Below are 16,149 nucleotides of genomic sequence, written 5' to 3'. Positions count from 1 at the left end.
TCTTTATCTTAACACGGCCTATTTTTTTTTAAATATTTAATAATACCGACTTAACGGTTTAGCAATACTATACGAATAATTTCGCAACATACTTGTGACAAATACTAATCAACTAAACTAGAAACGAAATTATTATGCAGAAAAACATCATTTGGTTTATGCTCTTAACCATTATTACGTTTTTTCAAATTCCAAGCAGAAGCTGGGCCCAAGGTACTGAAGCAACTATCACAGGCCGTATTACAGATGGAACCGGACCGGTCAAGGGCAGCTCAGTATCTGTGCGGAATGAATCTACTGGATTTAGACAATCAACGTTGACCAATCAAAATGGGGTATATACCTTCCAGCAGCTGCCCTTAGGCTCTCCATACACTGTATCAGTCAACCATGTCGGTTATGCCGAGCAAAAGAAAACAGACTATAAATTAAGTTATGGTGATGAGCTTATAGTAGATTTTAGATTATCTTCTACAGAAACGACGCTTGACGAAGTGATTGTACAGGGCGCCGCTGCTGATCTTAAAAATAAGATCAAAACGTTAGGTGCCTCTACCGCTATTACGGCAAATGATCTTAAGAAAATGCCTGTAAATGGTCGGAATTTTTCTTCGCTGATCGATCTATCGCCAGTGAGCAGCGGGACGAACCTTGCGGGCCAACGCGCATCTTCGACTAATTTTACGGTAGATGGCATGAACTCGCGCAGTACGGTAGCGGGCGGAAATAGCGGTGGTGCTTATTCAATTTCTATGGAGGCTATTCGCGAATTCAAAGTGGTCACCAACGATTATGATGTCACTTTTGGCCGTAGTGGCGGCGGTAGCATTACAACCGTGACCAAATCAGGAACAAATACCCTGACCGGAAGTGCCTTTACTTTTGCCCGGGCAGATTGGCTTTCCAGTAAATATAATCTGAATGAAACTCCACGTAAACAGAAATTTTCCACTTATCAATATGGATTTTCGCTTGGCGGTCCAATTATTAAGGATAAAGCACATTTCTTTGTTACATGGGATCGTCAAATGGATACACGTCCGCTTCAGATTGCCGATATACAAACAACCGAAGATATTGCACGATACAAAGTTACACAAACGACTTTGGATGATTTCACTCGAATTGCTGTAGGTAAATATGGTGCTAGTGCCGACCGCCTATTTGGCTCTTTTGACAAAAAGAAAAAGACTGACGCCGCGTTCGCTCGAATCGACTGGCAATTAAATGAAAGGAACCTATTGACTATTCGCAATAACTTTGTGTACGACTCTGACAATCAACAGGAAGGGGATAATACGGGAATTAATGCCTATGAATCTTACACCAACAGAAAGTATATAAACAATAGCCTTATGGCTTCTTTGCGTACTTCGATTAGTTCAAGATTGACGAATGATTTGAAGATCCAGCATTTTTACGAACGCTCTGAAGCACAGCATAATGTTGATGGATTTGACCAGTCACATAGTATTCCCCGTGCTATCGTTGAATCCATCCAATCAGTAGATGGTACAAATAAATACAACAATTCTATCCAACTCGGTGGTCAACGCTTTTCACCAGAATGGTTCAATGGCAATATGCTGCAGTTGGTCAACAACCTGTATTACAACACAGATAAGATTAAATATACCTTCGGTGCCGATATCATGTACACAAACATGGATTTTCGTTACGGTAGTGAATTGAACGGTCGTTTTTATTTTACAGGTTTACAAAACTTCGATAACCTGACCCCTTATCGCTATGCGCGCGATGTTTATATGACTGACAAGGAAAACACTTTGGTCAACAATCTGGCTGTAGGTGTTTATGGGCAAATGGAAGCTAAAATTGCAAGAGGTCTGGACGTCGTCGGGGGCCTACGTCTAGACAACACTAAATACCTCAAGAAGGCGATGTTCAACCAGACAGTTTATGACGAACTGGGTCTTTCAACCGACAATGGGATTAACACGTTTCAAATACAGCCTCGTGTGCAATTCAACTGGGATATCAATGAAGAGAGAAAAAATATCATCCGTTTTGGAGCTGGTATATTTGGGTCGGCACTCAACCCATATTCTATGTTAAACAATATGTTGTTTGACGGCTCACGCATTGCTGGCGTAGATATCACGGATCCTACATTAATCCCTAAGCCAAATTTCGCCGGATATCGCAAGGATCCCGATACAGCTCCAGGACGCGAACTGCTGGACAATCCAAAGATCGAAAAACTTGTCACAATCAATACCAATAGCAAGGACGTGAAAGTGCCGACTGTATATAAAGCGAATATTTCTATCAATCATTTCTTCACGCCTTCGCTACGCATCGGTTTAAGTGCTTATGGAACTTGGGGACGCAACAACTATATGTATGTGGATCGCAATATGGTGGAGGATCCTTATTTTAGGTTGACTGCCGAGGGTAACCGTGGCGTGTATGTTCCGGCGTCAAGCATCAATACGACAAACGGTGCAGCCAACTGGACCAATAGCCGTAAGACCAAACAGGTTGGTCGGGTATTGGAAATGAATAGTGATGGAAAAAACAATTCGTATACCGTAGTATTGGACGGAACTTATCGTTACTACAAGGATGGACAAATCACGATGTCCTATACCTGGAATGATACAAAAGACAATACCTCGTATAATGGTAATGTTGCCAATACTGCTACCCTCTCCCTAATGGTCAAAGACGATCCCCGCGACTTAAGTACAATGTCATATTCGGATAATCAATTCCGCCATAAAGTCGTGTTCTATGGAACAATGCCCTCTTTATGGGGTGTTTCTATGGGCTTGCGATTCAGTGGAATTGCTGGAACACGTTATTCATTAGCTGTCAATGGAAATGTCAATGGAGACTTTGTAAATTCCAACGATCTTGCTTTTATTTACGATCCCAACAACAAAAATACGCCGGAATATATCAAAAACGGTATTCAAGCAATCCTGGACGATCCAAATGCGGAGAAAAGCATCAAAAACTACATCAATGGCAATTTGGGTCAAATAGCAGAACGTAATGGGGGGATCAATGGTTTTTATGGCGTATTTGACCTCCATTTGGCAAAGAATGTAAAATTCTATAAAAATCATGGCCTTGAAGCCTCTATTGATATCTTCAATGTAGCCAACCTCTTGAAAAAAAGCTGGGGTGTGGGACATCAATTAGGTAAACAAAATCTTTATGCGATCAAGAGTTTCGATGCCGCCAATCAGCAATATATTTATAATATGAGTTCAGGCGTTGGTGTATCCAATTTAAATGGCAATCCCTTTCAAATTCAGCTTGGGTTGAGGTATGCATTTTAAGAATGGATAATTTTTTCAAAAAAATGAGCGATTTCTCTTGAAGGAAATCGCTCATTTTTTTGCACTAAGATTTTTCTATTCCAAAACAATGTGGTGGTTTGATGACATGTGATTGGGATGAATTCTTCCTCTCTTTTAGGGGGAAAGTGATCTTCAACCGCCCCTTGGAGCCTTGCCATTTCACTCCGGAACGAAGAAGCCTTACGGTCTCTTCAACAAGAGCTTGATCAGGAGTATCCTCAGCCTGAATCTGAGCCGGAAGCCCATCTTTGCCAATCGTGAAATTGACAATAATATCCCCTCCAATTCCCGTTTCTTTCAATTGATTATTTAAATAGTGTTCAAATGCTTTCCAGCCTCCCAGTGGAGTCGCATCGCCGCCATCGAGCAGGGGCTCGATAGTCACTAGGTTCTCCGGTTCACTTAAGGTTACATCTGTGGTGCGCTCGGTTTTACCAGTGAAATGTTTAAAATATAAAAGTGCCAATAACACGACAAACAAAACTCCTGCTGCTGCTCCTATGGCCAGGCGCTGCCAAGTATAATACTGTGCATGCCTTGTCGCTATGGTATTCTCGACCCGACGATTGAGCCGCTGCTGCAACAAACTTAACTGTCTCGCATCCACACCATTCTGCAATCGATATCCATCTATGGCATCTTGCAAAAAAGGATCTTCCAATGCTTCTTTTTCCAGTTGAAACATTTCCTCCTTACTCATCAAACCATGGATGTAATTATGAATTCGCGATAATTGATAATTATTTTCCATTTTCTTTCCTTTCCATACAGATTTTTAGATTGCGTTTTCCATTCTGGATGGCACTCTTGACTTTATTCAGGTCATACCCTGTTAAATCTGCGATATCTTTATAGCACTTTTGTTCCAGATAAAACAAACGTACACATTCTTTTTGTTCCTCATTTAAGGTCTGCATGCAACCTTCTAGTTTTTCAAAATCGCTTTCTTCCCATTTTGATTCGTCTTGGGCATTGAGTTTCTGTTCGCTCTCAAACAAATTATCTTCAATATCCACCTGTGTTGTCCTTTTGTCTTTGCGCAATTGCATCAAACAATAGTTCTTACTGTATACGTGCAACCAGCTTTTAAAATTATCGACCTCATAATGACGAAGCTTTGGAATCAATTCTTCAAAAATCTGCATCACAGCATCCTGGCTACGATCGGGATCCTGTAAGTACTTGAAGCATACACCATAAAGCAAAGACATGTAAGGTGAATATAATTTTCCCAGCGCAGATAGATCTCCTGTTGTTTTATAATGTTGTAATAGCTCTTTTTCGTTCATGCGCAAATCTTTCACCTTAATGATGAATTAAGATACGGTTTTCCATAAATAAAGCAAGCATGGGCCAAGAATTATCGCCAATAAAATTTCCATTGACATTATCCCTTGTTTTGGACACAAAAAAACCGTCCCTAAATCATTAGAGACGGTCAATGAAAATATATTTATGAATTACGGATTTATTTAATTCCCCTGTTTCCAATTGTAGCGCAGCGTTACACCATAGGTTCTCGGATCAGCAACAACGCCGGCATATTGACCATAACTACCCGGCGCAGCCAGCAGTTGCTCATAGTAATCTTTATTTGTCAGATTCCTGCTCCACACAAAAACCGAAACACCATTTGACCCTCTAAAACCAAGTCTTGCATTCAGCAGCGTATAAGCATCGATGTTCAGGTATTGAGACGGGGATGAACTTGAGGAAAACTTAGAACGATGGAAAACATCAGCACCTAAAAAGTAGGATCCATTGATTCCGATCAATTTGCCACTCTGATTGATTTCCCCACCTAAAGACCAGGACCATTTGGAAACTCCGGGAAGAACTCCGCCTGAAATATCCTTGAAAGCCTGAGGCCCACCGACTTCTTCCAGCGGAACCGGTGCATTTGTAAATTTCACGTATTTCGCATCCGTATAGGCCAGCGCGCCATTCAGCCGCAGGAAATGTCCAATATTGATGTTACCATCCAACTCCACCCCTTTGACACGTACTTTTTCAGCATTGGCCAAGTAGCCACGATTCACACCTGGCTCAGGTGTTTGCACCTGAGTTTGATAATCTTTGATATCGGTCTGGTAAATCGATAGGTTAAGGATCGAGTTGCGTGTTGGATTGGTCTTTACACCCAGCTCTTTGTGGCGTACCGCTTCCGGTTTTACCTCCGCCAGATCCAGCAGTACCGCTCCATTTGCTGTCGGCAATCCCCCCACATTGATTCCAATTGGCTTATAGCTGATGGAATAGGTAGCATAAGCATTAATCTTCGGATTGAAACGGTATTTTGCCGAAAGCTGCCCGGAAAAATTATCTGCATCTGCGTTTATATCAAAAGTCTGGTTGGTATAGACTCCGTTTTTAAGAGCCAAGAGTGCCGGATCGGATGTCTGTAGCCCACCATAGGTCTGTCTGTCGTAATTTGCTTTCTTTTTGTCGTAGTTATAGCGTAGTCCCGGCAAGATATGAAGTTTCGAAGTCACTTCCCAATCGATCTGTGTATAAGCGGCTAAGCTTGTACTTTTGATTCCGTAAACGGTCTTAATACCGAAATTATCAAATAATCCTGGGGTCTCCCATAAGGCGCTTGTTGAACTTTTCTGGAAACGCCAGAATGCGGATCCCGTTTCCTCGGTATGTACAGGATCGGTACCAAGGTCCTGCCACAGACCGAATAAACCGACCACACCACTCACTTTTTCGCTGATTTTGCCTGAATATCTAAATTCTTGCGACCATTGGTTATGCACTGAATTACCGGCAGAAACTGTGTAAACAGGAAGACCTAAATAATCCCGGTCATTGAGAGGCACCCAGGTCCATTTTCGCCAAGCTGAAGTTGATGTCAAGGTACCTTCACCAATCTTAATATCAGCATTCAGCGCTACGCCGCCGAGTTTATTGTCCGCCTTGGATTGCGTATCGAGATCGATCTTACGTTCAAATGCACTTTTGTAAGGCAGCTCATAGCCTAAATCTTTGATAATGGCATCAAACTGCCGGTAATCAGCCCGCTGAGTTTTGACAACACCGGCAACTGCCCAACCATAACCATCCGGCTTTTGGGAGGAAACGTCACCCGAGAGCACAAGTTTGATATTTTCCGTTGGTGTAAACAACAATTGACCCCTGAATCCTAGGTTATTGATATCGTTGATCTTTCGATTGGTGTGGACGTTGAAAAGATTGCCATCCCTTTGTGTGCCAGAAAAAGAAGCCCGGGCAGCCAGATTTTTAGCTAGAGGTCCCGAAATAGATGTCTTTGCTTGAATAAAGCCCTGATTGCCATAACTGACCTCAACATTTGCCTCAGGTGTAAATTGAGGTAGCCGTGATGTAATGTTAAAGGCCCCGGCAGTGGTATTTTTACCAAAAAGTGTCCCCTGTGGCCCACGCAATACTTCAATTTGGTCAATATCAATAAAGTCCAGCCAAGTTGCCGCAGGCCGTGCGATGTAAACACCGTCAAGATAGAATCCGACACCAGGATCTATCCCATCGTTGGTCAGGCCATAAGTCGAACCGAGACCCCGAATGTTCAGGGTTGTATTACGCGCATTGGAAGAGTACAGCTGTACTGTTGGAACAAGTTCTTTTAGTCGATTGACATTAAAAGCCCCGGCGTCTTCCAGTGCTGCCCCACGGATAATAGAAACAGGAATTGGGACATCCTGTAACTGCTCTTTGCGTCTACGGGCAGTAACGACCACTTGGTCTAAGGCCTCCAATCGTGGAGTAAGTTCGATCACGGTAGGCGACTGGTCTACAACAACACGTCTTGTTTGATAGCCCACAATGGATACAATAAGGGAAAAAGGCAATTTTTGTCCTGTAACAAATTGAAATACGCCTTTGCTATCGGTCTTCACCTGATGGGTAACTGCTTCAAGCTGTACGGTTACGCCCTGTAGGGGTTCTTTGGTCACAGCATCTACGACAGTACCTGTTAATGAAGCATTTATAATGGGTTTAGGATCTTCTACTTGCGCGTAAGTCTGATAAGACGCCGCTAAAAGCAAGCTAAAAATGACGCTAATTCGAAAAATAGCATTTTTTTTCATAAATTTATTCAGTTTAATAGTGAAAATAAACAAGTGCCAACGCCAATAGAACTTGTTTCATTGTTAAAACTTTGTTTAAAAAGGGAAGCCTCGGCTTCCCTTTTCTAATATAAGAGAGTGTAAGAGAGAAATTTTAACAACACATTCGTTTTTCATTATTTTCTAGGGAAGTAAAAGCCACTTTCAATGCAGTAATCTGTAAGCTTATTTTTAAAAAGTAATCTTGTTTCATTCTTTCCATAATTAAGTATATTCATTTTTTTCAGCTACTCCTTCATGACGTACTGTAAATCAGGATAACAGTACAAATATAGAAATATTTTTTAAAAGACTACTAATTTGATAGATTTAATAAATATTTTTTAAAATATACTCGATAAACATTCATTAACAGCATTTTAAACACTCTAAAAAGCGGATTACACATCCAAAAATATTTAAATAATCATCCGTTTACCTGTCAGCACAGGAACTATTTTCCAGCACCTAGCTTCACTTTTTCCGAAATAATTAACATGATCTCACTCGGAAATCTAGGTAGTTTTAGCGAGAATAATATGATCTTTCATGTTCATGGACTAATTTGACATGACTACCGGTGGGATTGAGCAAATGAAAAAGACTTAGGACAAAAAAAGTCCGCCAAGGATGGCGGACTTTTGCGCAAATATTGTTTAATTCCGAAAGTATTCGGCTCAATTTTTCACCTATTAATTATCGGAACAGTACCAGCGCTATCAACAGGGTCACTACGACATTAAAAGTCTGTGCGATCAAAAATGCGTAAAGAGGTTTTTTATTATCCTGTACAAAAAGATCTTTGAAATTTGTCTCCAGACCAATCGAAGTAAATGCCAGGGTAAACCAGAGGCCCTGCAAATTTTTCAGACTTCCCTTGACGGCATCCACTTTTTCCGGGGAGATGACAAATGAAAACAATAGCGATGCAAATACAAACCCAAGCACAAATTTAGGAAAGCGTTCCCAGATAATCTTTAGCGTCGGTTTATCCCGCTTTGTTTCATCATCTACAGATTTTGCATAGGTCCAATAAATACTGATCGCAAATGCTGCGAGTCCCAGCAATACATTTTGCGAGAATTTAACAATTGTACTAATTTTTAACGCCTCTTCTCCAACGAGGGAGCCCGATGCAACAACAGCTCCTGTGGTATCTATACTCCCTCCTAACCATGCGCCGGTCACCTCTTGCGACAAGCCCATCCATTCAGCCATATAGGGCATAAAAATCATCATTGGAATTGCGGTGATCAAGACTAGGGAAATCACGTAGGAGAGCTTTTTGCTATCACCTTTAATCGCGCCGGAAGTAGCTATGGCAGCGGAAACACCGCAAATGGAGACTGCACTGGACAACATCAACGACATTTCCTTGTCGATCTTCAATTTTTTACAGATCCAAAAAGCAAAATACCATACTGATAGTACAACTGCCAAAGCCTGAATAAGCCCCAGCGAACCTGCCTTAAGGATATCGCCAAAGATCACCGTAGTACCCAGTAAAATCAATCCGATCTTGACATACAGTTCCGTGCTCAGGGCTTCTTTAAACCAAGCAGGCAGCTTAAAGCAATTGCTGATGATCAAACCGATAATCAAACTAAAAATAACAGCTTCGAGATTATATTCCTTCACTGTCGAATTACCTGCTAATATCAGGGCGAATATGGTCAAAATAAACACTACCGGAAATACGATCAGCAGATGTTTGACGGATTTACCGAGCAAAAATGCACCCAGAATACCTGTCACAAAGACGAAGATAAACTGCTGAAAAATCTTGCTGAGATTAGCCGGATCAAAAATTGTAGCGGCCAGTTCGGAAGAATTAGTCCAGGAAAAATTAGGTACAGGCGCAAAAATACCTGAAAGTGCTAAAAAAATGGTAGCGAGTCCCAAAATGACGACTACCCAGTCTTCTGTAAATGCAAATGATCTTGACGATGCCATATATTGGTTAGTATTAAAAGGCTAAATTTACTATAATTGCGGATACTTTTGGTTATTGTAACACAAAAATGGCCGAAGATTTCTCTCCGGCCATACAACCAAAACCAATAATCATTATCAATCAAAAACAATATTTATTTTCTTCTATTAATTTTTTTGCAATTCGCTGGCGTGCATCTTTGATGTTGAATGGCTGCGCTTTGGTGAACCGGCGTAGCCCAACGAGCATCATATTCAACTCATCGCCTTCACCAAAGGAATATAACGCTTCTTTACCCGCAGCATTGATTTTATCGATTGCACCATATAGATAGATCTTCGCCATATCTGTCGCGTACTCGCCCTTTTCTGAACCGGCATGCACAAGCTTTTCTGCACGTAACAGTACAGATTCTGCAATATATACGTAGCCGATGATATCTGCGATATTCATTAAGATCTCTTCTTCTTTCGAAAGTGACATCATCAGTTTCTGAACCGCAGCTCCAGCAATGAGCAGACCTGCTTTTTTGAGGTTGGCGATAATTTTCTTCTCGGCAGCGAATGGGGCATCATCTTCTTCACCGAAGTCAGGAATAGCCAATAGTTCACTTGCTACGGCTTGCGCAGGTCCCATCAGATCCAGTTCACCTTTCATCGCCCGTTTTAACAACATATCCACAACAAGCAGCCTATTCACCTCATTGGTACCTTCGAAGATCCGGTTGATACGTGAATCGCGATAAGCACGCTCCATCGGCGCATCGGCCGAATAACCCATTCCGCCATAGATCTGCACACCTTCATCCACCACATAGTCCAACATCTCGGAACACCATACTTTGATAATGGCACACTCGATCGCAAATTGTTCCACGGATTTCAATTTGGCTTTTGCTTCATCCATACCGTCTGCAATCAATGCATCATAGGCATCATCGATATTTTGGCCCGCACGATAGGATGCAGATTCCACAGCAAATAGACGTGTCGCCATCTCTGCCAATTTGTATCGAATAGCACCAAATTTTGAAATCGGTAAGTTAAACTGCACGCGCTCATTGGCGTATTGAACCGCATGATTAATCACCATACGAGCCGAACCGTTTGTTGCAGCACCTAATTTGATCCTTCCGATATTTAGGATATTTACAGCGATCTTAAATCCATTTTCACGCTCAGAAAGCATATTTTCAACTGGAACAGCACAGTCATTAAAAAATATCTGACGTGTTGAAGATCCTTTGATCCCCAATTTATGTTCTTCGGGGTTCATGGTGATCCCACCAAAATCTTTTTCGACAATAAATGCGGTCAGGTTTTTATCGTCATCGATTTTTGCAAATACAATAAAGATATCTGCAAATCCACCATTGGTAATCCACATTTTTTGACCGTTGATCAGATAGTGGGTTCCTGCGGCATTTAGTTTTGCAGAGGTACGGCCGGAATTGGCATCTGATCCGGCATTTGGTTCGGTCAGACAATAGGAAGCCTTCCATTCGCCAGTCGCGAGTTTAGGTATATACTTCGCTTTTTGCTCTGCATTACCATAATAAAGGATTGGTAAGGTGCCAATGCCTGTATGCGCAGACAAGGCAACGGCAAAAGAAAAACCTCCACCCACGGCTTCCGCTACAAGCATGGACGTATTAAAGTTCTTACCAAAGCCACCATATTCTTCCGGAATTGACACGCCCAACATACCTAACTCACCAGCTTTATCCATCAGGCTAGGCATCAATCCCTCTTCCTGTGCGTCGATACGATCAAGCTTATTTAATACTTCGGTATCCAAGAAATCCAAACAGGTCTGCCGAATCATTTTCGCTTCTTCATCAAACTCCTCTGGGATAAAAATAGCTGTATAGGGAGTCTCTCTAATAACGAACTCACCGCCTTTGATTGCTTTATTTTCGCTCATTGTTTTTTAGATTTGAGGTGCAACCCCTGAGTTGGCTTTTGGCCACCCAGGGTTACACAATATTTTAAATATTTTTACCCGCTATGAGACTAGCAAATAAAATGGTTTATACTGTTATTTTTAGTGTTCGAATTTAGTCCAATAGTTCAAAGATACCGGCTGCTCCTTGACCAGTCCCCACGCACATCGTCACCATACCATATTTTTTACCGCGGCGTTTCAGTTCATGTAAGACCTGCACGGTCAGTTTGGCTCCTGTACAGCCCAAGGGATGCCCCAAGGCTATCGCACCACCATTGACATTGACTTTTTCTTCATCAAGTCCGAGTTCACGAATAACGGCCAAAGACTGTGAAGCAAAAGCTTCGTTCAATTCGAACAAATCGATATCTTCTTTTTTTAGCCCTGCCCGTTCCAAAGCTTTAGGTATTGCATAGATTGGCCCTATTCCCATAATCCGTGGCGGTACGCCTGCAACAGCAAAACTGACGAGCTTGGCAATGGGTTTAACACCCAGTTCCTTCACTTTAGCCTCAGACATCACCAGCACAAATGCTGCGCCATCCGATGTCTGCGAGGAGTTTCCTGCTGTCACCGAACCATTGGCAGCAAATACAGGCTTCAACTTACCCAAAGCTTCCAAGGAGGTATCTGCACGAGGCCCTTCATCGGTATCCACAACGTATTCCCGAGTCGCAATCTTACCGTCTTTCAGATAGTTCTCTTTGACCGTGATCGGCACAATACCATCTTTAAGATGGCCATTTTGAATAGCAGCAACAGCCTTTTGATTGGACTTCAGTGCAAAGGCATCTTGATCTTCACGGGAGACATTGTAGTCCTTCGCTACAGCCTCTGCCGTAAGACCCATACCCCAATACCAATCGGGATGCTCTTTGGCAACGACAGGATTGGGAACAATCTTCCAGCCTCCGAAAGGCATTCCTGACATCACTTCAACACCACCGGCAATAATAACATCAGCCATACCTGTCTTGATCTTTGCAACCGCTGTGGCGATCGTCTCCAATCCAGAGGCACAATACCGATTGACGGTAACGCCAGGTACCTTATCTGTATCTAAACCCATCAGGGAAATAAAACGTGCCATGTTAAGCCCCTGTTCTGCCTCAGGCATTGCATTCCCCACAATGACATCATCTATATCTTCTTTATTTAAATTCGGCACAGTGGACACGAGATGTTTAATCACATTTGATGCTAAATCATCAGCCCGCATAAAGCGAAATCCTCCTCGAGGAGCTTTACCTACTGCTGTACGAAATCCTGCTACTATGTATGCTTCCATTATTTGAGATATTAGTAGTTAGATATTAGTAGTTAGATTCTTGACCTTAAGTAATAGCTTTTGTTGAAAAATGTAGTTCATTTTCTGTAATTCCCCCAGCTTTTCCAAAAGACCCTCTAAATCCTCTTCTGATAAATAACCTAAATTTTTTGATATTATTAACTGTGTTTCGACTTCATATGTAGACGCATGTGCTATTGCCAAAAACTGAACAAACTCTTTATTCGAATTTCTTCCTGCACCCTCAGCAATATTTGAAGGAATAGATACTGCAGCTCTATTTATTTGTGAAATGAGATTAAATCGTTCACGATCTGGGAAAGTTGCTGTAGCTTTATATACATCAGATACCAACGCGATAGATTTCTGCCAAAGTATTAATTCCTTATAATTATGCATATCTAAATACTATGTACTAAATACTTTTGTCTATCCTAATTCCGTAAAGGTTTTCCTTTTGTCAACATATATTGAATTCTTTCAAGTGTTTTACGTTCAGCACAGAGTTCAAGGAAGGTCTTTCGTTCAAGATCCAGCAGGTATTGTTCAGAGACTTCCGTTGGCGATGACAGGTTGCCACCACACATCACCCAACCTAGTTTTTCCGATATTTTGCGATCATAGTCAGAGATATAATTTCCTTCACGCATCGAAGATGCACCTACATATACAATCCCTAAACCTTGATTACCCAACACTTTGATATCGTTTCGTGGTGCAGGCTGCACGTAACCGTCATCCGCTAACTCCAAAGCCTTTGCCTTTGCATCGGCAAGTAAGCGTGCACGGTTCATCGTGATCGCAAACTTATCTTTTTGTAGATACCCCAGTTCGTAGGCCTCGTAAGCAGAAGTCGAAACTTTCGCCTGGCCAATGGTCAGGAATTTATCCTTTAAGGTATTCTGAACGATCTGGTCATCTTTAAATTCTTCGGATGCACGTAATGTAAATTCTTTAGTTCCGCCCCCGCCCGGGATAACACCTACCCCCAGCTCTACTAAGCCCATGTAGGTTTCGGCGTGAGCCTGCACAAAATCTGCATGCATCGAAAATTCACAGCCACCGCCTAAGGTCATTTGAAACGGTGCTACGACAACCGGAATAGATGAATAACGCAAGCGCATGGATGTATTTTGAAAGGCTCGAACGGCCATATTTAACTCATCAAAATCTTGCTCTACGGCCATCATGAAAATCATTCCGATATTGGCTCCTGCAGAAAAATTCTTCCCATCATTGGAAACAACCAATCCTCGGTATTCCTTTTCAGCAAGATCTATTGCTTTATTCAATCCCTGGATCACATCACCACCGATCGTATTCATCTTGGTATGAAACTCGCAATTGATGATTCCATCACCGAGATCAATAATTGAAACTCCCGTATTTTTCCAGATGGTTTTGCTTTCACGGATATGATCCAATACAATCAAATCTTCGGTTCCCGGAATAGGTTTATAGGATTTGGATGCAATATCATAGTAATGGCGAACACCATTTTCTATTTTATAGAAAGATTCATGTCCTGAATCCAACATTTCATGCACCCAGGACGCCACCTCGCCATCTTGTCCGGGCAAACGCTTCTCTTCGGCCTTGATCTTAGCCAATGTCTCACGGACTCCCAAAGCATCCCAGACTTCAAATGGCCCTAATTCCCAGCCAAATCCAGCGCGCATAGCATCATCTATACGGAAGAAATCATCTGTGATTTCAGGAACACGACGTGAAACATATTCAAATAAGGGATAATGCATGGCACGGAAGAGCTCCGCCGCCTTGTCTGTTCCTTGTTCATAGACTTTCATCCGTTTACGGATATCTTCAACTGGCTTGGTCGCCTCTAAAGTTGAAGACTTAACTTTTTGCTGAGAACCAAATGCGAGTGTTTTAAGATCCAGCGAAAGAATTTCAGAATTACCATCAGCAGCTTTTACCTTTTCATAAAATCCTTTTTTTGTCTTTTCGCCGAGCCACTTGTTTTCAACCATCTTACTGATAAAGGCCGGAAGCTGGAAAACACCTTTTGCCTCGTCTTCAGGCGCATTCTGCGCCAGACCGTTAGCGACATTAACCAGCGTATCGAGGCCTACAACATCCGCGGTACGGAAAGTTGCCGACTTTGGATGTCCCATTGCCGGACCAGTATATTTATCCACTTCCTCAACTGTAAGACCTAAAGGTTCTACCAGATGAGTCACTGCCAGCATCGAATAAACACCGATCCGGTTACCGATAAATGCGGGTGTATCCTTACAAAGAACAACCGTTTTACCCAACATCTTATCTCCGAAATGAAGGACAAAATCAATAACTTCTGGCTTTGTGTGCGGTGTAGGAATTACTTCCAACAAAGGCAGATAACGTGGTGGGTTGAAAAAGTGTGTGCCACAGAAATGATCTTTAAAGTCTTCACTACGCCCCTCAGTCATGAGATGAATAGGAATACCAGAAGTATTGGAAGTAATCAATGTACCTGGCTTACGGAATTGTTCGACACGATCAAAAACAGACTTTTTAATATCTAAGCGTTCTACAACAACCTCAATAATCCAGTCAGCCTGAGCAATATCTTTGAGGTTATCTTCAAAATTGCCTGTTTTGATACGTTTTACAAATGATTTGCTGTAAATTGGTGAAGGATTTGTCTTTAAAGCTGTTTCTAACGAAGTATTGACAATCCGATCTCGAACGGCCTTATTCTCCAACGTTAGGCCTTTTGCTTGTTCTGCAGGCAGCAGTTCACGGGGAACAATATCCAGCAACAAGACTTCGACACCAATGTTAGCAAAATGACAAGCAATTCGCGAGCCCATAACACCCGAACCGAGAACTGCCACTTTTCTAATATTTCTGTTCATCATAACATATTTATCATGCACATCCGTACATTTGGTTTAACTTCTACACGATTACTTCTTCCTTATAGCTTGTTGCCAACTCATTGAGCTTAGCCAGAGAAGCAATCAATTGATCACGTTCATTTTCCGAAAAATTATCGGCGAGGTATTGATTAAAATTGCGCACTACATCCTTGGCAATCCTTCTCTTTTCGCGCCCCAACTCTGTCAGGTACACTTTGACAGAGCGTTTATCCGTTGTACTGGTCTCCCGATAGATAAATCCCAAGGACTCTAAATTATTCAACACCCGAGACAAACTAGTTGTTTTAACCCCGGTCAAATTCGCAATCTGAGAAACAGGAGTACCCTCTTTATGGATATTGATTAAAATATAACCCGCTGCTTGCGTAAAACCATACTGTGAAGCAATTTGATTATATTTATTGGCGATTGTCTGCCAACCTGTTTTTAAAAAATAGTCGATTGTCTGATTTTGGTTCATAGCGTATTCACAAGCGATTTCATTATTATGCTTGCATAACAAATATAATAGTTAAGAATTAGAATAACAAACTTGAAAATGCAAATTTTGCTAATTCCCCACCCTCATCTACCTAGAATTACTTTTCTTGCTTTTTTATGACCAAAATCGAAATGTGGAAAACTTTTAACAACTGAAATACAGCCAAATAAAGTAAAACACAAAACTTTTATTAACAACCAA

At 41.7% G+C, this 16,149-nt stretch carries 10 protein-coding genes; 1 reads left to right on the top strand and 9 read right to left on the bottom strand.

Going from position 1 to position 16,149, the window contains the following annotated elements; genetic code table 11:
* Window positions 1-134 precede the first annotated feature (134 nt).
* Window positions 135-3,308 carry a TonB-dependent receptor gene (locus HMAT_RS15350; protein ID WP_104383727.1) on the top strand — a complete coding sequence of 1,058 codons (3,174 nt, stop codon included), beginning with the start codon at window positions 135-137 and terminating at the stop codon, window positions 3,306-3,308.
* A 64-nt stretch (window positions 3,309-3,372) separates the two neighbouring features.
* Here the strand turns inward: HMAT_RS15350 and HMAT_RS15345 are convergent, their stop codons facing one another.
* The 9 genes from HMAT_RS15345 to HMAT_RS15305 all read right to left on the bottom strand — a co-directional run bounded on the left by HMAT_RS15345 (window position 3,373) and on the right by HMAT_RS15305 (window position 15,927).
* The gene (locus HMAT_RS15345) at window positions 3,373-4,080 is read right to left on the bottom strand and encodes a hypothetical protein (RefSeq protein ID WP_199768679.1); all 708 of its coding nucleotides are present in this window, start codon (window positions 4,078-4,080) and stop codon (window positions 3,373-3,375) included.
* Window positions 4,070-4,618, bottom strand: a complete 549-nt coding sequence (locus tag HMAT_RS15340) for an RNA polymerase sigma factor (RefSeq protein WP_104383726.1) — start codon at window positions 4,616-4,618, stop codon at window positions 4,070-4,072. Before HMAT_RS15340 ends, HMAT_RS15345 begins: the two co-directional genes overlap by 11 nt.
* Window positions 4,619-4,801: 183 nt before the next feature.
* Entirely contained in the window at window positions 4,802-7,399 is a 2,598-nt protein-coding gene (locus tag HMAT_RS15335; RefSeq protein ID WP_104383725.1) for a TonB-dependent receptor, read from the bottom strand.
* 714 nt (window positions 7,400-8,113) lie between these two features.
* On the bottom strand, window positions 8,114-9,370 hold the full coding sequence (locus HMAT_RS15330; RefSeq protein ID WP_104383724.1) for a YeiH family protein: 1,257 nt from the start codon (window positions 9,368-9,370) through the stop codon (window positions 8,114-8,116).
* A 121-nt stretch (window positions 9,371-9,491) separates the two neighbouring features.
* Window positions 9,492-11,273 (bottom strand): acyl-CoA dehydrogenase family protein, encoded by a 1,782-nt coding sequence (locus HMAT_RS15325; protein ID WP_104383723.1) that lies wholly within the window; start codon window positions 11,271-11,273, stop codon window positions 9,492-9,494.
* A gap of 133 nt (window positions 11,274-11,406) precedes the next feature.
* On the bottom strand, window positions 11,407-12,582 hold the full coding sequence (locus HMAT_RS15320) for an acetyl-CoA C-acyltransferase (RefSeq protein WP_104383722.1): 1,176 nt from the start codon (window positions 12,580-12,582) through the stop codon (window positions 11,407-11,409).
* A gap of 18 nt (window positions 12,583-12,600) precedes the next feature.
* Window positions 12,601-12,981, bottom strand: a complete 381-nt coding sequence (locus HMAT_RS15315; RefSeq protein WP_104383721.1) for a four helix bundle protein — start codon at window positions 12,979-12,981, stop codon at window positions 12,601-12,603.
* 35 nt (window positions 12,982-13,016) lie between these two features.
* A complete protein-coding gene (locus HMAT_RS15310; RefSeq protein ID WP_104383720.1) occupies window positions 13,017-15,446 on the bottom strand; it encodes a 3-hydroxyacyl-CoA dehydrogenase/enoyl-CoA hydratase family protein in 2,430 nt (809 codons plus the stop codon).
* 40 nt (window positions 15,447-15,486) lie between these two features.
* The gene (locus HMAT_RS15305; protein WP_104383719.1) at window positions 15,487-15,927 is read right to left on the bottom strand and encodes a MarR family winged helix-turn-helix transcriptional regulator; all 441 of its coding nucleotides are present in this window, start codon (window positions 15,925-15,927) and stop codon (window positions 15,487-15,489) included.
* Window positions 15,928-16,149 lie beyond the last annotated feature (222 nt).

It is taken from the genome of Sphingobacterium sp. HMA12, from assembly GCF_002933815.1.
Taxonomy (GTDB): Bacteria; Bacteroidota; Bacteroidia; order Sphingobacteriales; family Sphingobacteriaceae; genus Sphingobacterium.
The sequence above is the reverse complement of the archived record's forward strand: the minus strand, read 5'-3'. Positions and strand labels throughout refer to the sequence as shown.

Bases quoted from the DNA above. Each gene is read 5' to 3' on its own strand.
- HMAT_RS15305 (WP_104383719.1), bottom strand. From the start codon at position 15,927: ATGAACCAAAATCAGACAATCGACTATTTTTTAAAAACAGGTTGGCAG.
- HMAT_RS15320 (WP_104383722.1), bottom strand. From the start codon at position 12,582: ATGGAAGCATACATAGTAGCAGGATTTCGTACAGCAGTAGGTAAAGCT.
- HMAT_RS15310 (WP_104383720.1), bottom strand. From the start codon at position 15,446: ATGATGAACAGAAATATTAGAAAAGTGGCAGTTCTCGGTTCGGGTGTT.
- HMAT_RS15350 (WP_104383727.1), top strand. From the start codon at position 135: ATGCAGAAAAACATCATTTGGTTTATGCTCTTAACCATTATTACGTTT.
- HMAT_RS15345 (WP_199768679.1), bottom strand. From the start codon at position 4,080: ATGGAAAATAATTATCAATTATCGCGAATTCATAATTACATCCATGGT.
- HMAT_RS15315 (WP_104383721.1), bottom strand. From the start codon at position 12,981: ATGCATAATTATAAGGAATTAATACTTTGGCAGAAATCTATCGCGTTG.
- HMAT_RS15335 (WP_104383725.1), bottom strand. From the start codon at position 7,399: ATGAAAAAAAATGCTATTTTTCGAATTAGCGTCATTTTTAGCTTGCTT.
- HMAT_RS15340 (WP_104383726.1), bottom strand. From the start codon at position 4,618: ATGAACGAAAAAGAGCTATTACAACATTATAAAACAACAGGAGATCTA.
- HMAT_RS15330 (WP_104383724.1), bottom strand. From the start codon at position 9,370: ATGGCATCGTCAAGATCATTTGCATTTACAGAAGACTGGGTAGTCGTC.
- HMAT_RS15325 (WP_104383723.1), bottom strand. From the start codon at position 11,273: ATGAGCGAAAATAAAGCAATCAAAGGCGGTGAGTTCGTTATTAGAGAG.